Origin of the sequence: Pedobacter sandarakinus (assembly GCF_026240095.1) — a bacterium.
Lineage (GTDB): Bacteria > Bacteroidota > Bacteroidia > Sphingobacteriales > Sphingobacteriaceae > Pedobacter > Pedobacter sandarakinus.
Map to the genome: position 1 here is coordinate 153,662 of NZ_JAPIVG010000004.1, position 20,731 is coordinate 174,392.

Genomic DNA, 20,731 nt, shown 5'->3' on the forward strand with positions numbered 1-20,731 from the left:
TAAGATACATGAAGAAACTTTTATTTTTAATTCTGGCTTTAGCCAGCAACAGCGCAGTTAATGCTCAACAATATGCGCTTTTTGGTAGTAAAACGATGTTCGATGCGTTTGAAAATCCTTCCCAAAAATCATTCACATTAGATTCTTCCCGCAAATTTTCATCCAATTTCTTTCTTCCATACTTTGGTGTTACAGCCTTAAATAAAGGAACATCTAAGTTTACTTTGAGGAAATTAACACAGGAAGGGGTTTGGGACACGAGGACGTTACCCTTAGGTACAGGAGAAATCAATCACTTCTATCAGAGCAGTAACATCTATCTTGCTACCTTTAGGTTATTTAAATCTTACAAGTATCAGAAAGAAATGGGATTTGCATGGCAAGTAAGATCAGATGCCATAATCGACTACACAAACGAGACGCTTGCAATTTTTGATTCTTTCACCAGATTTAACTCAGGTCAACAATATACCAATGTCTTCAATACAAAAGGTTATGAGCAAACCTACCATCAGTTTAGTTTTACATACCGCGAAAACTGGAATAAGCAACTGGCTTTCGGTGCTAAAGTTAGTTTGTTAAGCGGTGTCTTATATAACAAACTTAATGTTACCAACTCTTATTTATATGTAGATGAAGAGGCCGACGCGATGTTAGTTGGTTTGGCAGGCACGTATAACAGTAATTTCAACGAATTTAATGAGGTTGACAAAAATACGTTTTTCCCAACCTTCAAGAATCCCGGAGCTTCAGTTAGTTTTGGAACCAACTACACAAGTAAAAAGGGACTGTTCTTGATGGCAAATGTTAAAGACCTTGGTTTTATTTGGTGGCGTAATAATACCCAACAAACTACCGTTAACCAAGCTAAGGTTATCGGAAACCTCTCAACAAACCCTAATGTAGAACAGGAGATAACTGATATTTTTACTTTGGCGAAGCAAGATGGAAAATTTCTTGCGCCCACGAATGCTAAAATTGATGTTTACGCTTCTAAACGATTTGGCTTTTACAAACCTGCTTTAGCTGTGTCTAAAAACCTATTTTACCGTGGTGGAGATGCTGTTTTTATCAATGAACTGATCGCCAATAATTTCTCTGGGAGTATCAATCCGGCATACAATTTCAACGATATTTTTATGGTTGGGTTGCAGGCGAAATACCAAACGCCTAATTTCGAATTTTTTATGGGAACAGATAATGTGCTGGCAACAGGGTATCAGGCTATTGGAACATTGAAAAAAGACGCTACTTTTGGTGCCGGACCAAATGGAGGGTCGTTTTACATGGGCATAGGGATTAAATTTGGCGACATCGTTAATCACCCTCAGTTTAGTGATGTAATGCCGGGCATTAATGATAATGAGGGCGGAAGTTTCTTCAAGAACCTATTTTCGGTATTCAGAAGACGATAATCTAAACTTTCTTCTTGGATTGGGTAATTACAAAATCCTTCAGGTAAAAGGGCTCGAAATACGCCACGTCTTCAAATTTGCCGGATGTAAATGCTTTAGCGGCTAAAGTTGACATGTATGCCGCTGAATTATAATTTAAACCTAGAAATGTTGTATTGCTATCTCCAATGGTGGTAGCACATTTCAATGCCCCATCACCAATAAATGTAATATGGTTTGCTGCAAGGAGACTTTGGAAACTCTCCTCATCAATTATTTTAGCAGCTGTTGATTCTAATACCTCCAGGTTGTGATTAAATAAAGCTGTATATACCTCCATCCTTCGTGCATCAATCATCGGGCAAATTAAACCGCTATACCCTGGGTTCTGCTCAATAAATCCTGCAGCCATCATTTCCAATGTTTCTATGGCAAGAAGCGGTTTTCCTAACGCATAACACAAACCCTTAGCGCTAGAAACACCAATACGCAGACCCGTGTAAGAACCAGGTCCTTTACTCACGGCAATCGCATCTAAATCAGGATAAGTTAAACCGGCAGACTTCATCACCTCATCAATAAAAAGTGTAAGGTTACTCGCATGCAAATTTTGCCCGCTTTCCTCTTTTAGCGAAATAGTTTCACCATCGACAGCGAGTGCAACTGAACAAACTTGCGTAGCCGTTTCTATTTGGAGTATCTTAGTCATACTGCAAAGATAAAAAAGGTAACAGCTTTTTAGAAAAGGTAAGGTGATATTATCATGGTACTGGGTCGTGTCCATGCTTACCCCAAGGGTGGCAACGCCCAATGCGTTTCAGTGCCAGCCAACCGCCTTTAAATGGACCATGTTTGCGGATGGCCTCGATACCATACTGTGAGCAAGTGGGTGTAAACCTACAATTCGCACCTAACATTGGTGAAATTGCATACTGGTAAATCCTGATTAACACCAGGAAAAACCACGAAAACAATTTATTTACCAGCCCCATTGGTTAAAACTAAATTCAAAAACCGTTTAAAAGCCTGCGTAAGTTTCTTTTCGATAAAAGCAAACTCATATTTCTCTTTTCCAACGTATTGAATGGAAAAAAGCAACGCACCCTTTTCGGTAGGGATTTTTTTATAAAAGTGGTCTTGTTTATTTAAACGATAAGCCTCGCGGATGCGACGCTTGAGAAGATTGCGATCTACCGCTCGCTTATATCTTTTCTTTGGTACATTAATAACTACTTGTGCAGGTACAACTAAAGGTTCATCTACAAATAAGTAAGAAATCCGAAAAGGATATAATAAAAAAGAAGAACCGTTTTTAAACAGCAGATCTAAATATTTTCTGCTGCATAACCGTTCTTCTTTTTGAAATGTATACATATATTTTTGATTGATGATTGCAGATTTCGATCTGCCAATTCCGAAGCCGGAAAAGCAATCAAAAATTATGCTTTATGCTTGCGTTCGTCAGAAACTGTTAATCTTTTTCTTCCTTTAGCACGACGTGATGCTAATACTCGTCTGCCGTTAGCTGTTGCCATTCTTTCGCGGAAGCCGTGTTTGTTTCTTCTCTTTCTTTGCGAAGGTTGGTATGTTCTTTTCATGACTGTATATTATCTTATTAATTTTAAAATTAAGAGGTGCAAATATAAAGCGATTTCTCTACAAATGCAAGTCTGTTTAATTATTATTTTTATTTGAAAAGCAAATGTAGTAATTCTTATTTAAATGCAGCCCCGCCCCCACTTCTGCCCCGAAGAAAAATCGGGGGCATCTCGTTAAGGTCGGGTTTATTCACCAAGTTTAGTGCCACTTACCCGCTCAATAAATGCCAAAATCGTAGGGTATAAGTCGTTGGCACCAAAAATCATCTGGGTTATCATTGGTACGTGGCTCTTGCCTTTAATTTCATGTAAGGCTACATCAACCCCATTGGCTTTTAACTTTTCGTAAAACCGAGGGGTTTGTATTTTTATTGCGCCATAGGTTTTACTCCCGTAGAATAGCAGGTGAGCATTTTTAACATTGTTAACGTAAGCAAGTGGCGATGCCAGTTTCCAAACATTTGGCTGATCAGTAAAAGTTCTCAGAAAATCAAAATAATAATCATCTTTCTCTGCTTCAGTTAAATACTCATGAATATCTAATCCAAAAGGATCATTCAAAATCAATCCTTTAATGGGATTTTTAATGCCTGCATGTTTAAAATACTGTGGATCGGCATTAATCAACTCGCCTAAATGTGCTCCGGCAGAATGGCCCATTACAAAAATTTTTTCTCCACTCCCTTGGTAGCTAGCTATGTTTTCTTTAACCCACTTTACAGCCAATGCGCAATCATCTGCCATTTTTTCGTAACCAGCATTTGGCGCCAATGGGTAGTTAATAATTACCGTTACTACACCTTTACGGGCAAAGTTTCTACCCAACCACCAGTAAGTTTCTTTCTTTCCACTACTCCAAGAGCCGCCATGAATAAAAACAATAACAGGTTTATCGTTTACGCCATCATCTTTGTAAAAAACATTCAGGGTATTTTTCTCTTCTTTATTATCGACATAACTAATGTTCTTTGCCTTTTTTACTTGCGCACTTGCGAGGATGGTTTGGAACAAAAGCATGATTAATACTAATTTTTTATACATAAAGAATTTTCTTCTTAAGCGTAACAAACGTAATATTTATAATGGCGGATTTAATTTGTGTAAGCTCATATGTTTAGATTACATTAACAGTACATTGTTCTACTAATACAGCTAAGGCATTATAAATACACTCGGCTAGAATAAACAACCGTTCCCGCTAATAACTATGCTTTAATTAACGGGTTTTTCTCCTTGGCAAACAAATCAAAAACTTTCTTATCTACAAATGAAGGAAACAATTTGTTCATCCAAACGGCAAGTTTCCCCTGTCCGGTCATAATCAATGTACGTTTACGTTTCTCAATACCCTCAGCAATAATGGCAGCCACCTCTTCTGATGTCATCATCTTACCTTCATCCATACTTGTTTCCCCATGTGCAGCCCCATCTTTAGAAAGGGCAGTTACTCTAATGTTCGATGCAGTAAAGCCAGGGCATGCCACCATCACATTCACACCTGTATGCAATAATTCGGTACGCAACGACTCCATAAAACCATTCATGGCGAATTTAGATGCCGAATAACCTGTTCTGCCGGGTAAGCCCCGGTAACCGGCAATAGATGAAATTCCGACTACAGTACCTTTTGTTTTTAAAATCTCTGGCAGGGCGTATTTAGTACAATAAACAGTTCCCCAAAAATTAACATCCATTAAATTTTTCAGCACTGATAAGTCGAGATCACTGAACAACGCCCTCATAGAAAGTCCGGCATTGTTCACCAAAACATCAATTTTGCCAAAAGACACTAAGGTTTGTTTAATAATAAGCTCACAATCATTTTCCTTACTTACGTCAGCTTGCACTGCCACCGCTCTTATACCATAGGATTGTTCTAAATCTGCTGTAATTTGGCAAAGCGTAACATATTGCCTGGCCGCCAGTACTAGATTAGCACCGCGTTTGGCAAATTCCATAGCACAGGCTTTGCCAATGCCGCTTGATGCGCCGGTGATGATGACGACTTTATCTTTAAGATTCATTTTTTAAGTAAAATGTGTTGTAAAAATTAGTTATGGCTGATGATTTTTGAAATATTCTGTTGCAGCCCCAACCAGATCGGTATTAATAATATCTACACCTAATTGCTTTAACAACAGCCAACAGGCTGCATTATCTGGGGCACCCCAAAAACGAAAGGGTTTTCCCAATGCATGGGCATCATCAACCAAAGTTTTAAGTTTGGTTTTATCTGCGTCAGATATTTCCCCTTCGCCTTTCCATTTAGAATATTTAGCAAAGTTATCGCTAATCATCGAAATCTTTTTTAAATCCTTTGCATTGTAATTTACATGAGGTAAGCCATCAAAATATAAGTTATCCCAATAAAAGTTGGAATCTGGCCGATGGCCGGTAATTACAATATCTACAGTCTGCCCATTACTGCCCACATATTTCTTGTATTTAAGTAAGGTGTTTAAAAGGACTTCCTTACTTTCGTCCCAACCATCTTTAATATCAATTAGTAAGGAAAATTTGTAGTAGCTTTTGGTTTTAGAAAATGTTGATAGGGGCTTGAGATATAGGCGCTCTAGTGTTCTTCCCGCTTTAATTTCGTTCCTGCTATGGGCAACCATAAGCGAATCGCCCTGTAAGAATACATCCGCTTCGATAGAAAAAGCATGGTGAGCAATAGCATCATAAAATGGTTCTTTGTGGCTGTAATCATTGTGGGAGTGAATTTTAATTTGAGCATGCACAGCAAACCCAAAGCATACTAAAACAAATAAAGCCAGGTATTTTTTCATCATCTATTTCATCATTGCGTTTTCGTAAGGTACGCGAGTAACAATCGATCGGCCAAGTGTAATTTCATCAGTGTATTCCAATTCACCACCAAAAGCGATTCCACGAGCAATGGTGGTAATGGGTACGTTATATTCTTTTAATCTCTTATATAGATAAAATAGCGTTGTATCACCCTCCATGTTCGGGCTTAATGCCAGAATAATTTCTTTGGTCTCTCCACCAGACACCCTGCCAACTAGTCCATCAATATGCAAATCAGACGGACCAATGCCGTCCATTGGAGAAATAAGCCCACCGAGTACATGATAAACGCCGAAATACTGGCCTGTATTCTCAATAGCCATTACATCACGGGTATCTTCAACCACACAGATCGTTTCTCTATCCCGCTTATGGGAAGTGCAAATCTCACAAATGGGATAATCAGATATATTATAGCAAATGCTACAATTTTTAATCTGCGTTTTAAGTTTAATTAATGTGTTTCCAAACTGATTAACTTCTTCCTGCTCCTTATTTAGTAAATGTAACACCAACCTAAGGGCAGTCTTTTGCCCAATACCTGGTAACTTAGAGAATTCGTTTACTGCATCTTCAAGCAGTTTGGATGAAAAATTCATGTACAAAAATATACTAAAAGTTTGATAGGAAAAATTGTTTAACAGTTATGTTTAAAATTGCCTGACGCATTATTTTGCATTGTAATTGAAAATTGCCATGTTTATGTCTTAGCTTATTTGTTTTTCATGAAATATTTAGCAACACCATAAACCCTTGACATTTATTTGTATTTTCTTACATTTAGCAGCTTAAATTTTAATTATGTCGCCAACAATTTTATTATGTTTTCTTATCGGTTACTTTTTAGTGCTGATTATTATTTCTATTGTTACCTCGAAAGAATCGTCAGATAACAACACTTTTTTTGTTGCAAATAAGAATTCGAAGTGGTACTTGGTAGCTTTTGGCATGATAGGTACCGCACTTTCCGGTGTCACTTTTATATCAGTTCCCGGCGAGGTTGGCGCACCCGCAGGTAACCAATTTCAATATTTTCAATTTGTTTTAGGAAATGCTGTGGGCTTTATCATAATTGCTACCGTGCTATTGCCACTATACTATCGAATGAATTTAACTTCCATTTATAGTTATATTGAGCAAAGACTTGGGCACTATAGCTACAAAACTGCTGCATCGATCTTTTTGCTCAGCAGAACACTTGGCTCGGCCACCAGGTTATACCTTGTTGTTATCGTGCTGCAACGGTTTATATTTGATACCTATCATATCCCGTTTTGGTTAACGGTTTTAATATCACTGGGATTAATCTGGTCTTACACGTTTAAAGGCGGATTAAAAACGATTATCATCACCGATACTTTGCAGACATTTTTCCTCGTATTATCGGTATTTCTAACGATTTATTTTATCTGCAACAAGTTAGACTTTAATATTGCACAGGCTTTTGAAACGATAAAAGATAGCACCTATTCAAAAATATTTTTTCTTGATGATTTTTCCATCAACAAGTTCCATTTTAGCAAACAATTTATTGGGGGAATTTTTGTAACCATCGCAATGACAGGTTTAGATCAGGATTTGATGCAGAAAAACCTAAGCATGAGTACAATTAAAGAAGCTAAGAAAAACATGTTCACTTTTACTGGAGTTTTTGTTGTGCTTAATGTTTTTTTTCTAAGTGTTGGCGCCTTGCTGTACATTTTCGCTGCTCAAAAAGGAATTGATATCCCTTTGGATCATCTTACCGGAAAACCAAGAACTGATTTACTGTTTCCTGAAATTGCGCTAAATAACCTTGGTGCTGTTCCTGCTATTATATTTATGCTGGGCTTAACCGCTGCCACCTTTGCAACCACAGATTCTGCCCTAACTGCATTAACCACTTCTTTTTGTGTAGATTTTTTAGGTATGGCAAAAGCAGAGAATGCAAACGCTAAAGACGCAGTAAAGAAACGCCATACCGTTCATATCGCGTTTTCAATATTAATCTTTTTGGTAATTCTGGTGATTAATGCTTTAAACAGTGCCTCAGTAGTGAGTTTAATTTTCACCATTGCATCTTATACATACGGGCCGTTATTAGGGCTTTACAGTTTTGGATTATTTGTAAAAAAACGTGGCCTACACGATAAATTAGTACCTATCGTTTGCATTTTATCACCTTTTTTATGTTACTTGCTTGCAACGAATTCTGCTAGCTTACTTGGCGGATACGTTTTTAGTGTCGAGCTCATTTTAGTTAATGGCTTAATCACCTTTTTGGGTTTGCTTTTAATCAGCAAAAAGACCGATGCGCAAACCAGATTTTAAATAATAGAATACAGAATATATGACGAGTGAAGAAAAAATTAGAAGTGCCTTTGAAAATAAAGATTGGCAGGAGATTAAAGTAACCGACTCCTGGCAAATTTTTAAAATAATGGCAGAGTTTGTAGATGGTTTTGAAAAACTGGCAAAAATTGGTCCATGTGTTACCATTTATGGTTCTGCACGCACCGCAGAAACCAACAGGTATTACCAACTTGCAGAGCAGTGTGGTAAATTACTTACAGACCGTGGTTACGGTGTAATTACAGGAGGTGGTCCGGGCATTATGGAAGCCGGTAACAAGGGCGCACACACTAATGGAGGTAAATCTGTTGGCTTAAACATTGAGTTGCCATTTGAGCAACTTCATAATAAATACATCGATCACAATAAACTTTTGGAATTCGATTACTTTTTCGTTCGCAAAGTAATGTTCATGAAATACAGTCAGGGATTTGTTGTATTACCTGGCGGGTTTGGAACAATGGATGAACTCTTCGAAGCACTCACCTTGATTCAGACAGGGAAGATTGCACGTTTCCCAATTGTGTTATTGGGGAAAGACTATTGGAGCGGCCTAATCGACTGGATTAAAGGCACCATGTTACAACAAGAGCACAATATTCATGAGGAAGATTTGAATCTATTTAGATTGGTAGATACCGCCGAAGAAGCTGCCGAACATATCTTTAGATTCTATGATAAATATGTGCTAAAACCAAACTTTTAACCTTAAGCATCGTTGTTACGCCACACTACAATTAACACTACCAAAAGCAATTTTGGAACGTAAGTTAACAGTTATCTGTTAATCGTTAATGTTTCTTGTAAACCTCAGCTTGTCGCAGATCTTATCGTAGACTTCGACAAGCTCAGCGTGACAATCGCTTAAAATCAACGCCGAGAATTCTTGCCCAAAATTACTTCCAGCATTCCATGCTTTCATCAAAGCAGCATTGTAACATATGATTCAATGTTATATCTAAACTAAAACAAAAAAGCACTTTTACGCTTTTAGAAGCATAAGCATCATTCAAATATGGAACAGGTTTTAAGTTGGAGGAAAGGATTGTTTGATAGTAATTACCAGGTTTTTGAGCATTCACTACTGAAGTTTTCTATCAATTTCAATACGTTCACAAACACAGCTTTTGCAACAACAAAAGGTGCGATCTTTAGCCTTAAGAGTGAGGGCTATACCAAGCCAGAAACAAAAATTTTAGATGAAACAAACGAGATAATCGGAACAATTCAATACGAATGGCTGAATTTCAAGGCAAGAATATTCCTTAAAAATGGAGAAACGTTCGAATGGAGTTTTCAAAATAGCTGGTTGAGCAGGTGGTCTATCAATAACCACACTGATCAGCAAATTATCTATAATTCTTCAACAAGTAATGGCTTAATACATAGCAATGTCGAAAACGAATTATTGATAATAGTTGGCTTGTTCATAAAAGAGTACTACAGTAGACTACTTGTTGCATTTATGTTACTAGTTACTGTGCTATTTACGAGCAGGAGCATTTTCTAGAAGGCCCAAAACAAAGTATGGTTTTATCCTTCAGAAAACTTTGAAATGGATTAAAACGAATTAAAGTCCACTTACACCACCGCTTACAACCAACTTCATAGCGTCTCCGGCACTCATATTTAAATCTGTTACCTTATCACGCTTTACGATACAAAGTTGCCCTGCAAAGGAATAAGATAAGGGGAAATAAACCGCTACTTCATCCGTTAGTCCCAACTTACTCAAGTCGTTTTGTGTGAGGAAACCAATTTTCTTTAGCCCGCCCTCTACCTCTACCAATACCGGGTGATTAAACTTTTTTTCATCGCCTACAAAGGCCTCGGTTAAATCTTTAATAGATGAATAGATGAAATTAAGCAAGGGTAGCCGATGCATTAATCGTTGAAACCAATTGTACATCGGTTCAGTAACCAGATTGGTTACGAAAATGCCAGCCAATAAAATAATGGTTAACACGGTAAGCAAACCTAAACCTGGAATGTTACGGCTTTCTCCAGTTCGGGGATTTACGCCCAGAATATTATTAACGTTCAGCCAGCTATCTACTGTGGTAACTGCCCAAACAACGATGAATATACTCACGGCTATGGGTACAACAATTAATAAACCTTTTATTAAATAGTTTAAAATGGCTTTACCTACTCTATTCATGCTGCAAACTTATCGAAAATTCTTAGAAAACGAGGAATCTATCATCCTGGAATAGATTTTAATAAATACTTGGTTTTATTCATAAAAATAAACCCGCTTTACGCGTTGCGAGATGCTCGTCAAAATTTCATAAGGGATGGTATTTATTTGCGCAGCCAGATCTGCAATGGTGTGTTGGTGATTAAAAACGATAGCTTCATCACCCGCTTTAACCTCTATGCCTGTTACATCTAACATTGTCATATCCATACAGATTGAGCCGATCGTTGGAACCAGGTGACCATTGATTAACATTTTACCAACACCATTGCCAAATGTCCGATTATATCCATCAGCATAACCAATTTTTACGGTAGCAATTGTACCCCCGCCAGGCATGATTCCCCGTCGGCTGTAGCCTACACTATCTCCTGGAGATATTGTTTTGACTTGAGTAACCGTTGTTTTAAGTACCATGGAAGTTTGCAAACCCACATTATTTTTCAATGCAGCATCAAAACCATATAAACCAATGCCTAAACGCACCATATCTAGCTGGCTAGCCGGCCAACGGCTTATTGCACCAGTATTTGCAATGTGCAAAAGCGGCCTATATCCTAAAACATCAATTATCGAAGTAGCTATTGACTCAAATTTTTCAATTTGACCTTGAGTAAAATCATCATGAGCCACCTCGCTGCTCGCCACTAGATGTGAAAAAATACTTTTAACCTGAGCTTGTTTGTTTTGAGAAATAATTTGAATTAATTCTTCAATTTCCCTACCATCAAAACCCAGTCGATGCATCCCCGTATCTATTTTTAAATGAATTGGAAAATCTACACAATCGTTAGGTAGTGCATTCAAAAAACCCTTGAGGATATCTGGGCTGTACAACTCAGGCTCTAATTTGTACTTGATAATAGCTTCGAAAGCCGATTCTTCAGGACTCATCACCATAATTGGTAAGTTAATCCCCGCCTTTCGCAGGGCAATACCCTCATCGGCATAGGCTACGGCCAAATAATCCACTTTGTGAAACTGCAACAAATTGGCAATCTCGAAACTTCCACTGCCATAAGAAAATGCTTTAACCATGGCCATAATTTTTACGCCGGGCTTTAATTGGGAGCGATAGAACTGCAGATTACCAACCAAGGCATTTAGATCAATTTCTAAAACGGTATCGTGAACTTTTTGGGTTAATAACTTACTAATCTTGCTGAAATCAAAACGGCGTGCACCTTTGACCAAAATGGTTTCATGATCGAACTTTATGTGTGGAAATGCCTTAATGAAAGCGGCGGTGTCATCAAAGAATTCTGCCTCGATGTTAAACATATTTGCCGAGACGGCAAGATGCGATCCGATACCAATAATCCGATTTACTTTTTTCTGTTCCAGGAGTTCGGCAATTTCTGCATAGAGTAAGCGATCATCCTTACCCGTTTCAAATAATTCGGATAGAATTACAGTTTTTTTGGGGTGTTGGTTTTGTTGATTCAAAAAATCGAGGGCGATGGACAGAGAAGATATGTCAGCGCTATAGGAATCGTCTATAATGGAGCATTGGTTAATGCCATGTTTTAACGACAAGCGCATACTTACCGGACTCAATTTCGATAACCTAAAACTTGCTTGTTCAGGAAGGTATCCCATTGCAAGTAAGGTTGCCCAGCAAATAATGCCATTTTCTATCGATGCTTTATCAATAAACGGTAGTGTACAATGGATACTATCCCCCCTAAATGTCGCCTTTAAAATACTCTTAACTGCTCCAACTTCTATGGTGTTTATGCGTAAATCTGCAGGCTGGGTACAACTCCAGGTAAACTTAGCCCTACCAGGTATTTGTGCTGGGATAACTGCCTCCACATAATCTGGAGAATAGATAAATAAGGATGCATTCGCGAACAGCTTTAATTTTTCTATTAACTTTTGTTTTTTTGAAGAAAAACCCTCCGCATGGGCCTCGCCAATATTGGTAAGGATACCGATTTCTGGCTTAATCATTTTAGCCAGGGGATGCATTTCATTTTGAGCCGATATCCCAGCCTCGAAAATGCCCAGATTATGCTTTTCATCAATTTGCCACACAGAAAGCGCTACACCAATCTGAGAATTATAGCTTTTAGGGCTTCTAACAATCTGGTAATCTTGTGCCAACAATTGAAATAGCCACTCTTTTACAATGGTTTTTCCGTTACTTCCAGTAATGCCAATCGTTTTTAGCTTGAAGGCGTTGCGATGTGCAGTGGCTATGTTTTGTAAGGCGAGCAAGGCATCGTCCACAAGAACGAAATTGCAATCGCTTGCAAAATCCAAGTATTTTTTATCTGTAATCACAAAATTTCGAATTCCTTTACGATAGGCATCAGCAATAAAATCATGACCATCACGATGTGACGATAAGGCAAAAAATAAGGAATTCTCCGGAAATACTATCGAACGACTATCAACCACCAAATGTGTAATAACCGACTGTCCATCAACGAATTTACTTTCTGAACTTAAAATTTCAGCTAATTTGGATATGGTATACATCGGGCTTTGCGTTCGAATTAATTAGTAGAAGATATGGTAATCGTTTTATTTTTACGAATTTCAGCAAATAATTATGAAAAGTGGTAAACAAGCGGCAGCAATTTTAGACAAAAAACAGGCACTTGCAAAAGCAGAAAGTTTTTGTGTTTACCAGGAACGGTCGCAGAAAGAGGTGAGATACAAATTAGTGGAATGGGGAATGCGGGGTGATGAATTAGAGGAGATTCTTTCAGAACTGATTATGAATAACTTTTTAAATGAAGAACGTTTCGCCAAGGCCTATGCATCAGGTAAATTTAACATCAAAAAATGGGGAAGAATAAAAATAAAACAGGGGCTGAAGTTGAAGGGAGTTCCCGAGCGTATTTTACAGAAAGCATTATATAGTTTGGATGACGATGATTACATGCAAACTTTACGAAATTTGGCACTCAAAAAAGCGAATGCTCTGAATGAAACAAATCCACTGAAAAGAAAAATGAAGTTAATGACCTATCTGCAAGGTAGGGGATTTGAAAATGATTTAATTTTACTTGCCCTGAAAGACAGCAATTTAAATTAAATATTAAAATTTTAGCACGAAATAACTTGACAGAAATATAAATCTGTCTATATTTGCATCACCAAAACGAAACAGCACATCGGTTTTGTTCATGCGAAAGTAGCTCAGTTGGTAGAGCACGACCTTGCCAAGGTCGGGGTCGCGAGTTCGAATCTCGTCTTTCGCTCAAAAATGCTTTCCTACCAGAAAGCATTTGTTTTAAAAACATTAACCTACCGAAGGATTTCGGAAAAGGCTAATGCTCGGGTGGTGGAACTGGTAGACACGCAGGACTTAAAATCCTGTGCTTTCAAAGGCGTGCGGGTTCGATTCCCGCCCCGAGTACATAAAAATCGAACTTAAAGCCAATCTATCAGATTGGCTTTTTTTGTGCGTACCGAGTAGGTCCATGGGCAAATTATCCAAACCATTATTCGTGTAACATTTAAGCAATGGCTATCATATTTGCTTATCGATGATTATCTTGTACTTGATAAATCAGTCAGATAATGGATCAGAAAATTATAACGTTATACGATGAGTATACGCACAGCCAGGTTAGCCGCAAAGATTTTATGAAGAAACTAGCGCTTCTTGCTGGAGGTACGGCGATGGCACTAACCATTTTGCCGTTGCTCGAAAACAATTATGCCGCAGCCGCGGCTTTTTCCAGCGATGAGATAACCGTTGAAAATATTACCTATCCTGGCGTTGAAGGCGATATGAAAGCCGTTCTCGCCAGACCAAAAGGAAAGAAAAAGCTTGGCTGCGTATTGGTTATCCACGAAAACCGAGGGCTAAATCCACATATTATTGACGTTACAAAACGCGTAGCGGCCGAGGGATTTATTGCCTTAGGTGTTGATGCGCTGTCGCCGTTAGGCGGGACACCAACTGATGAGGATAAAGGTAGAACATTAATAGGCCAGCTAGATCCTGGAAAAAATCTTCAAAATTACCTGAAAGGCTTATCTTATTTGAGAAGCCGAAAAGATGCCAATGGCAAAGTAGCCTGCATGGGCTTTTGTTGGGGAGGAGGCATGGCGAATAAGCTTGCTGTTAGCGATCCTGAATTACAAGCCGCTGTTGCCTACTATGGCGCACAACCAAATGTAGCGGAAGTGCCAAAGATTAAAGCGAGTGTAATGCTGCACTACGGCGGATTGGATGAGCGCATTAATGCCGGAATACCTGCTTACGAAAAAGCGTTGAAAGAGAATAACAAAGATTATAAAATATTTATTTACGAAGGAGTTAACCATGCCTTCAATAACAATACATCGCCTACACGGTACAATGAAGCTGCAGCCAAACTAGCATGGAGCCGCAGCATGGAACTTTTTAAGAATAAGCTAGCGCTTTTAAGTCGGTAGATTTAAATGGTTTTATAGCTGGTTAAACGCTATAAGACCATTTTGATACTATTTAGTTTGAAGGTTTGAAATCGTGCCATTTTCTCCAGCTAAAATGATGAGATTGCCATTTTTCGCTTTCTGCACTGCATTATAACTTTTATCAGAGATGTGCGTCCAGTTTGCACCACCATCCTTTGAAATATCAGTACCTGAAGTGCCTGTAGCAACCAACATCTTTTTGCTTATAAAAGTTACACCAGATCTGTAACCAAATACCGATTGCGCTGGTAAATTCCATGTCTTTCCTCCATCTGTAGTGGTTAAAGCATTGCGGTTGCTGATCTTATCTTTTACATAATTTCCACCCACTACAACGCCAGTGTTAGCATCGTAAAAATCCATAGAGAACGGGCCGGTGCTTGGTTCTCCCTGCCAAATCGGGCACTTATAAGTCTTCCAGGTGTTACCATAATCTGCAGAGAAATAAATATTAGAAATTGTTCCACCCGTAGCAATCCACACTTTACCATTGCTTAAGGTTTTAATGGTGGTTCCACTCGCTGCAAAGGCCGCTTCTCCATCAGCAAGGCTTTGCTTAAGATTTGCTGAAATATCTTTCCAGGTTACACCTCCATCTTGGGTGGTTAGTAACTGCATTCTATTGGCAATAGGATCTCCAAAGACAATACCCCTATCCCTGTTCCAAAATGAAAATCCATCTAAAAAGATTGCTGCATCATCATTTCTATAGCATTGGCTCCAGGTTTTACCACCATCTTTCGTTTTTAGAATATAAGCAGGTGAACCGGCATTTACAATAACAGCCTCGTTTTCATTAAAGGCCTCGATATCTCTAAAGTCGAGTTTCTCATATCCTGCCGGATGAAACCAAACCCAGTTTTTTCCACCATCAACGCTTTTGCCTACAGATCCGTTGCTGCCGCTTACCCAAATTACGTTGTTGGAAACAACGCTCAAACCCCTTAAACTAGTTTTTGTTTGATCATTTAATGGCTTTATCTCGTACAACTGGGCTGCACAAAAAAAAGGTGCCCACAAAAGGCACCATAATATTCTCTTCATTCGCTCTTATTTTACCCGTTTAAAAGTTTCCGATCTTCCTAAGAGCGATATGCCTACATAACCACGAATATTTAACATATCATTGCCTTTCAAACTCATATTACAGCTGTAAGTTTTACCACTCTTGGGGTCATAAATGGTTCCGTCTGTCCATTTTCCATCTTCGTAAACAAAGTTTTTTAAAATCTCAAGGTTTAAAAGCGGCCGACTTTTTAATGATGCACTCGGATTTTGCACATCTAATTTTGGCTTTCCATTAATATTTGGTTCCTTTATCCAAGCAAGCTTACCAAAATACTTATCGCCTTTTTTGTAAATTTCAATCTGCCCTTCTCCTGAAGGATTAAGCCATTTACCGACAATGGCATCCTTACTTTGTGCCAATGCCGAAAAAGACATCGCTACAAAAAGGAACATGAATAACTGGAACTTTCTCATATTTTTTATCTATAGTTAGTTTTTAAAGATAGTAAAATGCATGTCTATCTAAAAAGTAAATAAGGTTAAAAAGTATAAAAATCTTTCAATTTCGAATTTATCTGGATAAAATAGGCAGATACTTTTCTCTATAAGCATAAATTAAAAACAGGTTACACAATAACATTGCCCCCACCATTGGCAGTTGTTCGGGACCCAAAAATGCATGGTAAAGGAAAATGTTCAGCGTTACCGGAAATATTACGATCGTTCCCAAAGCTGCAGTTCTGTTGATGAGTAACAAGATGCCGGAAACTAACTCAGTACCTTTGATAAGAGGCAATAGGTACTTTGACACTGTAAGCCCTGTCATAAAGGTGGTTTGCTCGGCACTCATTTTTGGCATGGGGCCCATCGTAATATTTAGAAAAAAAGGTACAGATGCGAACAGAAACATAGCAGCCAAAAGGACCCTAACTATTATTATTGCGATTTTCATATTATTATTGAAGCATTAAATTGTTAAAAAAATTAAATTTATTATCGTTAACCGCCTGGTGAACAACTATTGTTTGTAGTCGTAATTAACCATCCATTGTACACCAAATTTATCCGTGAGCATACCAAATAGTGCGCCCCAGAACATTTTCTCTAGAGGCATATTGGCTGTTCCTCCGGCAGACAAATCGCTGTATAGTTGATGTGCATGTTCCTCACTGTCTGCATCAATGGAAAGAAACGTTGCTGTACCAAGCGTTACCGGCTGCATAGGATGGGTAATATCGGTACCCATTAAAACATTGCCGCCAATAGGTAATGCGATATGCATAATCTTGTGTTGATCTTCTGGCTTCATTTTTTCGGACCCTTGGGTGTCTTTGTACCGCTGAACCGTAAGAAATTCTCCGCCAAAAACGGACTTGTAAAACTCGAAAACTTCTTCGGTGTTTCCATTGAAGTTGAGGTAGGTATTTAGTTTAGCCATAATGGTTTTTTTTTGCCTTTCGGCGATTAAATATTTGCTGTTTTCTTAATTGATTTGATCCATTCGTGAACAAAAGCTTCGATGGCACTTTGCTTGCTCAACACATCATCCATACTATTAAATGCTGCTACCCTCCTATCTATCCAGGCGCCTTGCAAAAAGGTTGCATCATCATAAATAAAGCCGTCATAAAATACGAATACAACCTGCAAAAATGACCGCTGTCTGAGGTTGAAAGCAGCAAAATCTTTGTGCATGTAAAAGCTCGGAGCGTTCCATTTTATTCGCTCTGCCATTTCCGAACTTGCATTTAAAATGATCCCACGCAATTGCTCAATTTCTGCCTTATATGGATGCTCAAGCTTACTCATATATGCATCTACTTCCTCTTTTCCAGAGGGCTTTACGCTCTTAGTGCCCATCAAACTGTCTTCGTAAGCTTAAGCTCCATCCAATTATGCCACTTGTAGCTTTGGCGTTTTTCCCATTGCAGCACCATCACTTCCTCAGATACCTTCCCGCTGAAACGGTTTTCATCTCCATGAATATATATAGCATCTCCCTCAACATTCATGTCTGAAATGGAAATCACGCCATTATTATCAAAAGTCTGCATCCGAAAAACGTCTTCAAGATCATCATAATGTATTATAGATAGCGAACTATGTTGTTGATTTTCAAGACTTAAATCTACTTCTCGGAGCATAAAAAACCTTCCTTCCATCCACCTATAGGTTATTTTACCCAACGTAATGTATTTCTCAGCGGCTAAGCCGCTTACTATCCAGGTTCCTACCAGCACTTGCAATACTTCTAATTTAGGCAATCGCATGGCAAATTAAACAATAACCTTTGTTGCATGCATTATGTTAGCCAATTGAGATGTGTGACGTTGGGTATGGTAAATCATAAAATAGATAGCTTCTAAACGGGTGATAAATCCCATACCGGGTAACTCGAAACCTTTACATGTTTTCGATAAATCAAGAGACTTAACCTCATCTATTAGCTTCATTTTCAAATCTTGAAGCTTAGCTAACAATAGATTTTTGTCATAGTCGCTTGGTTCGGGATAAACAAAGGGCGGAGCGTCCATCTTCAGTGATAAATCTAGCAATATTTCTTTAAGCTTTGCCTGCATTAAGTCTATTGGTCTACTTGTATCATCAACTTCCCCACTCAACAGGTTAATAAAACTTTCATTTGCAAGCACGAGATGTTGGGCCACCTGTCCGGCAGACCAACTTCCGCTAGTCGAAATTTTATTTAGTTGATCGTCCTCAACGGTTGCTAAGGTTTGAATCAGCGCATCAAAGGCGCTATCTACTTCATTAACTAAGTGTTCCATATTACATGTATTTCATTGCCTGATAATTTAATAATCTTCGCCAAAGTGCGATCTGTCCTATGCAATTTGCCTCGCGGTAGCACGTAAATGTGATCATATCAAACAACGGAAATTCCATATTCGGCATTTTAACCAGCTGATTTAGGGTTTGCTCATCAGCAGCAGTTAGCGCTTCTTTCAGCGGTGGTGTAATTTCCAACCAATCGGCCTTAAGAGCGGATAAAGTTGGATATGTAGCATCCTCAATAAGGCCTCTATTGTCTTTAAACAAATCATCAGTTACTGAAGACTTAGAAATACCCAGTTGGTCTGCCAAATAGTAGCGTCCGGCAACTATGCTACCAGTAATCCACGCAATATGATTGGCCTGGGTGTTTAAACGTTTTTGGGCATCTTCTTGACTAATGCCATCAAGTGCCTTTAACAAAAAGTCGGTCTGCATATCAAACAGTACCAGAATGCCATACATTCTATGGCTTTGGGGGTCATTATTCATTGTCTATTTAGTTTGGAATTTAAATTTAGGTGTTAATGAGTAAAGTGATACTTGCCTTAGAAGTCAATGTTAGGGTGCATTTGCGACAAATTCATATATTTACTAAAGATCAAATAAAAAGTAATGCTAAAAATCGGACTCTTGCTTCCCCAAAACTATCGCCTGCTAAGTGTAGCGGCAATATTGGATGTAATGGATACTGTTAACGGCCTGTATGCCGCAATGGATTTACCAAACCCATTTGAACTGAGAATGGTTACGATAAATAATTCGCAAAACCGCGTAAGCGATCATCCACATGAAAGCGTAAGCGAGGCCGGGGGATTCGATTTGATATTTATTCCCTCCTTTGCAACCGCGGATATGCAAGATTCGATCTATGCTAATCGTGAATTTTTGCCATGGCTGCAGAAAAATTATGCTGAGGGTGCGGAAATCGCTACATTCTGTACAGGCGTATTTCTTTTGGCCGCTACCGGCTTATTGGACGGAAAGGCTGCCACTACCCACGTAGATGCATGCACAAATTTCGCAAAAGCATTTCCTTCGGTAAAAATAAAAGCTGATAAAATTGTTACGCATGATGGCCGGCTATATACAAGTGGTGGCGCCACTTCAACCTTTCACTTGCTTTTGTATTTGCTTCAAATCCATTGTGGAAAGGAAGTTGCCGTTAAAACTGCTAAAATTTTTGCTATTGATATGAACAGAGAAAATCAGCTTTACTTCAGCACATTTAAACCAGCGAGATTACACAATGATGCTTTGGTAGCATCTGCGCAGCAAAAGATAGAAAGCAGTTTCCATGATTTAGCTACTATTGAAGAAATGATTAAAGATATTCCGTCTAGCCGAAGAAATATCGTGCGTCGCTTTAAGCAAGTTGTTGGCATTACACCTATTGAATACTTACAACAAACACGGATTGAGGCTGCGAAAAGACTATTAGAACAAACGGGCGAGCAAATGAGTGAAGTCATTTATCAATCGGGATACACAGACCCTAAGGCATTTAGAAAAGTATTTCGAAAAACAGTCGGAATGACCCCAACGCAATACAGAGAAAAGTTTAAACAATAGCTTAGCCAATTAAACTAATAAATTAGTTTTCAACAGCCTTTTTAGAATTGTTAATAATTTTTAATTAAAAACTTTGAATTAACGCTGGTATTTACAATAACTTATTGTTAATATTACACTAACCAAATTAATTATGTTATGAGCACTATCCTTGTTATCACTGCAGTATTTTTTATTGGATCATTTTCAACAATGCTATACTGTTATTTCTCCGCTGAACAAATACCAAGCGATGATGAAAAATTCTAATCTAAGTTAGCGCTCTTCCATTACAACACTTCTAAAAAAAATCTAACGACCTAAAATAGCCACTACCAGAATTATTTCTTGTTGTTATCTAGCCATTTCATAAACACTGATCCAAGACCGGTGTACCATAAAATTATAGATACTATTAATATAACGACTAAAATCCACAAAATTGGCCATCCCTCAAACTTGTGCTTCGAGGGTGGAACGTAAGTTTTGTTAAGATTATTATGCTCAGATTCCATCTCATCGAACCTTTTAAAAGGTTTCGGATTAGATATATTGCTCATAAAATATATTTGGTTAGTAATACAAAACTAACTTTTAAACGTAACAATAAAAAAAAAGTTTGCAATAAT

The 20,731-nt window shown here is 38.3% G+C and carries 25 protein-coding genes and 2 tRNA genes; 9 read left to right on the top strand and 18 right to left on the bottom strand.

Features of this window, described 5'->3' with window-relative positions:
- Positions 1 to 8 precede the first annotated feature (8 nt).
- Entirely contained in the window at positions 9 to 1,415 is a 1,407-nt protein-coding gene (locus OQ268_RS12000; protein ID WP_265856386.1) for a DUF5723 family protein, read from the top strand.
- Position 1,416: 1 nt separating this feature from the next.
- Here the strand turns inward: OQ268_RS12000 and tsaB are convergent, their stop codons facing one another.
- The 8 genes from tsaB to recR all read right to left on the bottom strand — a co-directional run bounded on the left by tsaB (position 1,417) and on the right by recR (position 6,402).
- Complete coding sequence (gene tsaB, locus OQ268_RS12005) at positions 1,417 to 2,103, bottom strand: tRNA (adenosine(37)-N6)-threonylcarbamoyltransferase complex dimerization subunit type 1 TsaB (protein WP_265856387.1); 687 nt, start codon at positions 2,101 to 2,103, stop codon at positions 1,417 to 1,419.
- A gap of 52 nt (positions 2,104 to 2,155) precedes the next feature.
- Positions 2,156 to 2,386, bottom strand: coding sequence for a membrane protein insertion efficiency factor YidD (gene yidD, locus OQ268_RS17885; RefSeq protein WP_265856388.1), 231 nt, complete (start codon positions 2,384 to 2,386; stop codon positions 2,156 to 2,158).
- The gene (locus OQ268_RS12015; RefSeq protein WP_265856389.1) at positions 2,370 to 2,768 is read right to left on the bottom strand and encodes a ribonuclease P protein component; all 399 of its coding nucleotides are present in this window, start codon (positions 2,766 to 2,768) and stop codon (positions 2,370 to 2,372) included. The genes yidD and OQ268_RS12015 overlap by 17 nt, the downstream gene beginning before the upstream one ends.
- A 65-nt stretch (positions 2,769 to 2,833) precedes the next feature.
- Positions 2,834 to 2,992, bottom strand: coding sequence for a 50S ribosomal protein L34 (gene rpmH / locus OQ268_RS12020; RefSeq protein ID WP_010601723.1), 159 nt, complete (start codon positions 2,990 to 2,992; stop codon positions 2,834 to 2,836).
- 186 nt (positions 2,993 to 3,178) lie between these two features.
- Entirely contained in the window at positions 3,179 to 4,033 is an 855-nt protein-coding gene (locus OQ268_RS12025; RefSeq protein ID WP_265856390.1) for an alpha/beta hydrolase, read from the bottom strand.
- A gap of 164 nt (positions 4,034 to 4,197) precedes the next feature.
- Complete coding sequence (locus OQ268_RS12030) at positions 4,198 to 5,016, bottom strand: SDR family oxidoreductase (protein WP_265856391.1); 819 nt, start codon at positions 5,014 to 5,016, stop codon at positions 4,198 to 4,200.
- A gap of 30 nt (positions 5,017 to 5,046) precedes the next feature.
- The gene (locus tag OQ268_RS12035) at positions 5,047 to 5,784 is read right to left on the bottom strand and encodes a PI-PLC domain-containing protein (RefSeq protein WP_265856392.1); all 738 of its coding nucleotides are present in this window, start codon (positions 5,782 to 5,784) and stop codon (positions 5,047 to 5,049) included.
- The gene (gene recR, locus OQ268_RS12040; RefSeq protein WP_265856393.1) at positions 5,785 to 6,402 is read right to left on the bottom strand and encodes a recombination mediator RecR; all 618 of its coding nucleotides are present in this window, start codon (positions 6,400 to 6,402) and stop codon (positions 5,785 to 5,787) included. It abuts the gene before it with no gap.
- A gap of 202 nt (positions 6,403 to 6,604) precedes the next feature.
- Between recR and OQ268_RS12045 the strand changes: the two genes are divergently transcribed.
- From OQ268_RS12045 to OQ268_RS12055, 3 genes are all read left to right on the top strand, one after another.
- Positions 6,605 to 8,113, top strand: a complete 1,509-nt coding sequence (locus OQ268_RS12045; protein ID WP_265856394.1) for a sodium:solute symporter — start codon at positions 6,605 to 6,607, stop codon at positions 8,111 to 8,113.
- A 19-nt stretch (positions 8,114 to 8,132) separates the two neighbouring features.
- Entirely contained in the window at positions 8,133 to 8,840 is a 708-nt protein-coding gene (locus OQ268_RS12050) for an LOG family protein (protein WP_265856395.1), read from the top strand.
- A gap of 309 nt (positions 8,841 to 9,149) precedes the next feature.
- Entirely contained in the window at positions 9,150 to 9,644 is a 495-nt protein-coding gene (locus OQ268_RS12055) for a hypothetical protein (RefSeq protein WP_265856396.1), read from the top strand.
- A 60-nt stretch (positions 9,645 to 9,704) separates the two neighbouring features.
- Here the strand turns inward: OQ268_RS12055 and OQ268_RS12060 are convergent, their stop codons facing one another.
- Both OQ268_RS12060 and OQ268_RS12065 read right to left on the bottom strand, forming a co-directional pair.
- Entirely contained in the window at positions 9,705 to 10,295 is a 591-nt protein-coding gene (locus OQ268_RS12060; RefSeq protein ID WP_265856397.1) for a DUF502 domain-containing protein, read from the bottom strand.
- A 75-nt stretch (positions 10,296 to 10,370) separates the two neighbouring features.
- Positions 10,371 to 12,818, bottom strand: coding sequence for a bifunctional UDP-N-acetylmuramoyl-tripeptide:D-alanyl-D-alanine ligase/alanine racemase (locus OQ268_RS12065; protein WP_265856398.1), 2,448 nt, complete (start codon positions 12,816 to 12,818; stop codon positions 10,371 to 10,373).
- A 73-nt stretch (positions 12,819 to 12,891) separates the two neighbouring features.
- Between OQ268_RS12065 and OQ268_RS12070 the strand changes: the two genes are divergently transcribed.
- The 4 genes from OQ268_RS12070 (at position 12,892) to OQ268_RS12085 (ending at position 14,732) form a co-directional block, all read left to right on the top strand.
- Positions 12,892 to 13,380 carry a regulatory protein RecX gene (locus OQ268_RS12070; protein ID WP_265856399.1) on the top strand — a complete coding sequence of 163 codons (489 nt, stop codon included), beginning with the start codon at positions 12,892 to 12,894 and terminating at the stop codon, positions 13,378 to 13,380.
- 93 nt (positions 13,381 to 13,473) lie between these two features.
- Positions 13,474 to 13,546: transfer RNA gene (locus OQ268_RS12075), tRNA-Gly, on the top strand.
- Between the two features lie 74 nt (positions 13,547 to 13,620).
- Positions 13,621 to 13,704, top strand: a tRNA-Leu gene (locus OQ268_RS12080).
- A gap of 164 nt (positions 13,705 to 13,868) precedes the next feature.
- A complete protein-coding gene (locus OQ268_RS12085) occupies positions 13,869 to 14,732 on the top strand; it encodes a dienelactone hydrolase family protein (RefSeq protein WP_265856400.1) in 864 nt (287 codons plus the stop codon).
- Between the two features lie 48 nt (positions 14,733 to 14,780).
- On the opposite strand, the gene OQ268_RS12090 is transcribed toward OQ268_RS12085, so the two are convergent.
- From OQ268_RS12090 to OQ268_RS12125, 8 genes are all read right to left on the bottom strand, one after another.
- Positions 14,781 to 15,797, bottom strand: coding sequence for a WD40/YVTN/BNR-like repeat-containing protein (locus tag OQ268_RS12090; RefSeq protein WP_265856401.1), 1,017 nt, complete (start codon positions 15,795 to 15,797; stop codon positions 14,781 to 14,783).
- A 6-nt stretch (positions 15,798 to 15,803) separates the two neighbouring features.
- The gene (locus OQ268_RS12095; RefSeq protein ID WP_265856402.1) at positions 15,804 to 16,235 is read right to left on the bottom strand and encodes a DUF2147 domain-containing protein; all 432 of its coding nucleotides are present in this window, start codon (positions 16,233 to 16,235) and stop codon (positions 15,804 to 15,806) included.
- Positions 16,236 to 16,332: 97 nt separating this feature from the next.
- A complete protein-coding gene (locus OQ268_RS12100; protein WP_265856403.1) occupies positions 16,333 to 16,713 on the bottom strand; it encodes a DoxX family protein in 381 nt (126 codons plus the stop codon).
- Positions 16,714 to 16,779: 66 nt separating this feature from the next.
- Positions 16,780 to 17,199, bottom strand: coding sequence for a VOC family protein (locus OQ268_RS12105; RefSeq protein ID WP_265856404.1), 420 nt, complete (start codon positions 17,197 to 17,199; stop codon positions 16,780 to 16,782).
- A 26-nt stretch (positions 17,200 to 17,225) separates the two neighbouring features.
- Complete coding sequence (locus tag OQ268_RS12110; protein WP_265856405.1) at positions 17,226 to 17,621, bottom strand: DUF1801 domain-containing protein; 396 nt, start codon at positions 17,619 to 17,621, stop codon at positions 17,226 to 17,228.
- The gene (locus OQ268_RS12115) at positions 17,621 to 18,025 is read right to left on the bottom strand and encodes a hypothetical protein (RefSeq protein WP_265856406.1); all 405 of its coding nucleotides are present in this window, start codon (positions 18,023 to 18,025) and stop codon (positions 17,621 to 17,623) included. Before OQ268_RS12115 ends, OQ268_RS12110 begins: the two co-directional genes overlap by 1 nt.
- A 12-nt stretch (positions 18,026 to 18,037) precedes the next feature.
- Positions 18,038 to 18,547: a DinB family protein gene (locus OQ268_RS12120; protein ID WP_265856407.1), complete on the bottom strand. Its 510-nt coding sequence runs from the start codon at positions 18,545 to 18,547 to the stop codon at positions 18,038 to 18,040.
- A gap of 1 nt (position 18,548) precedes the next feature.
- Positions 18,549 to 19,043 carry a DinB family protein gene (locus OQ268_RS12125; protein ID WP_265856408.1) on the bottom strand — a complete coding sequence of 165 codons (495 nt, stop codon included), beginning with the start codon at positions 19,041 to 19,043 and terminating at the stop codon, positions 18,549 to 18,551.
- A 123-nt stretch (positions 19,044 to 19,166) separates the two neighbouring features.
- On the opposite strand from OQ268_RS12125, the gene OQ268_RS12130 reads away from it, so the two are divergent.
- The gene (locus OQ268_RS12130; protein WP_265856409.1) at positions 19,167 to 20,123 is read left to right on the top strand and encodes a GlxA family transcriptional regulator; all 957 of its coding nucleotides are present in this window, start codon (positions 19,167 to 19,169) and stop codon (positions 20,121 to 20,123) included.
- Positions 20,124 to 20,731 lie beyond the last annotated feature (608 nt).

What these genes read in the sequence shown, in the direction of transcription:
- OQ268_RS12045 (WP_265856394.1), top strand. Translation starts at nt 6,605, where the DNA reads ATGTCGCCAACAATTTTATTATGTTTTCTTATCGGTTACTTTTTAGTG.
- OQ268_RS12100 (WP_265856403.1), bottom strand. Translation starts at nt 16,713, where the DNA reads ATGAAAATCGCAATAATAATAGTTAGGGTCCTTTTGGCTGCTATGTTT.
- recR (WP_265856393.1), bottom strand. Translation starts at nt 6,402, where the DNA reads ATGAATTTTTCATCCAAACTGCTTGAAGATGCAGTAAACGAATTCTCT.
- OQ268_RS12030 (WP_265856391.1), bottom strand. Translation starts at nt 5,016, where the DNA reads ATGAATCTTAAAGATAAAGTCGTCATCATCACCGGCGCATCAAGCGGC.
- OQ268_RS12130 (WP_265856409.1), top strand. Translation starts at nt 19,167, where the DNA reads ATGCTAAAAATCGGACTCTTGCTTCCCCAAAACTATCGCCTGCTAAGT.
- OQ268_RS12035 (WP_265856392.1), bottom strand. Translation starts at nt 5,784, where the DNA reads ATGATGAAAAAATACCTGGCTTTATTTGTTTTAGTATGCTTTGGGTTT.
- OQ268_RS12000 (WP_265856386.1), top strand. Translation starts at nt 9, where the DNA reads ATGAAGAAACTTTTATTTTTAATTCTGGCTTTAGCCAGCAACAGCGCA.
- OQ268_RS12110 (WP_265856405.1), bottom strand. Translation starts at nt 17,621, where the DNA reads ATGGGCACTAAGAGCGTAAAGCCCTCTGGAAAAGAGGAAGTAGATGCA.
- OQ268_RS12055 (WP_265856396.1), top strand. Translation starts at nt 9,150, where the DNA reads ATGGAACAGGTTTTAAGTTGGAGGAAAGGATTGTTTGATAGTAATTAC.
- OQ268_RS12095 (WP_265856402.1), bottom strand. Translation starts at nt 16,235, where the DNA reads ATGAGAAAGTTCCAGTTATTCATGTTCCTTTTTGTAGCGATGTCTTTT.
- OQ268_RS12120 (WP_265856407.1), bottom strand. Translation starts at nt 18,547, where the DNA reads ATGGAACACTTAGTTAATGAAGTAGATAGCGCCTTTGATGCGCTGATT.
- yidD (WP_265856388.1), bottom strand. Translation starts at nt 2,386, where the DNA reads ATGGGGCTGGTAAATAAATTGTTTTCGTGGTTTTTCCTGGTGTTAATC.
- OQ268_RS12105 (WP_265856404.1), bottom strand. Translation starts at nt 17,199, where the DNA reads ATGGCTAAACTAAATACCTACCTCAACTTCAATGGAAACACCGAAGAA.
- OQ268_RS12125 (WP_265856408.1), bottom strand. Translation starts at nt 19,043, where the DNA reads ATGAATAATGACCCCCAAAGCCATAGAATGTATGGCATTCTGGTACTG.
- OQ268_RS12060 (WP_265856397.1), bottom strand. Translation starts at nt 10,295, where the DNA reads ATGAATAGAGTAGGTAAAGCCATTTTAAACTATTTAATAAAAGGTTTA.
- rpmH (WP_010601723.1), bottom strand. Translation starts at nt 2,992, where the DNA reads ATGAAAAGAACATACCAACCTTCGCAAAGAAAGAGAAGAAACAAACAC.
- OQ268_RS12090 (WP_265856401.1), bottom strand. Translation starts at nt 15,797, where the DNA reads ATGAAGAGAATATTATGGTGCCTTTTGTGGGCACCTTTTTTTTGTGCA.
- OQ268_RS12070 (WP_265856399.1), top strand. Translation starts at nt 12,892, where the DNA reads ATGAAAAGTGGTAAACAAGCGGCAGCAATTTTAGACAAAAAACAGGCA.
- OQ268_RS12015 (WP_265856389.1), bottom strand. Translation starts at nt 2,768, where the DNA reads ATGTATACATTTCAAAAAGAAGAACGGTTATGCAGCAGAAAATATTTA.
- OQ268_RS12065 (WP_265856398.1), bottom strand. Translation starts at nt 12,818, where the DNA reads ATGTATACCATATCCAAATTAGCTGAAATTTTAAGTTCAGAAAGTAAA.
- OQ268_RS12050 (WP_265856395.1), top strand. Translation starts at nt 8,133, where the DNA reads ATGACGAGTGAAGAAAAAATTAGAAGTGCCTTTGAAAATAAAGATTGG.
- OQ268_RS12085 (WP_265856400.1), top strand. Translation starts at nt 13,869, where the DNA reads ATGGATCAGAAAATTATAACGTTATACGATGAGTATACGCACAGCCAG.
- OQ268_RS12025 (WP_265856390.1), bottom strand. Translation starts at nt 4,033, where the DNA reads ATGTATAAAAAATTAGTATTAATCATGCTTTTGTTCCAAACCATCCTC.
- tsaB (WP_265856387.1), bottom strand. Translation starts at nt 2,103, where the DNA reads ATGACTAAGATACTCCAAATAGAAACGGCTACGCAAGTTTGTTCAGTT.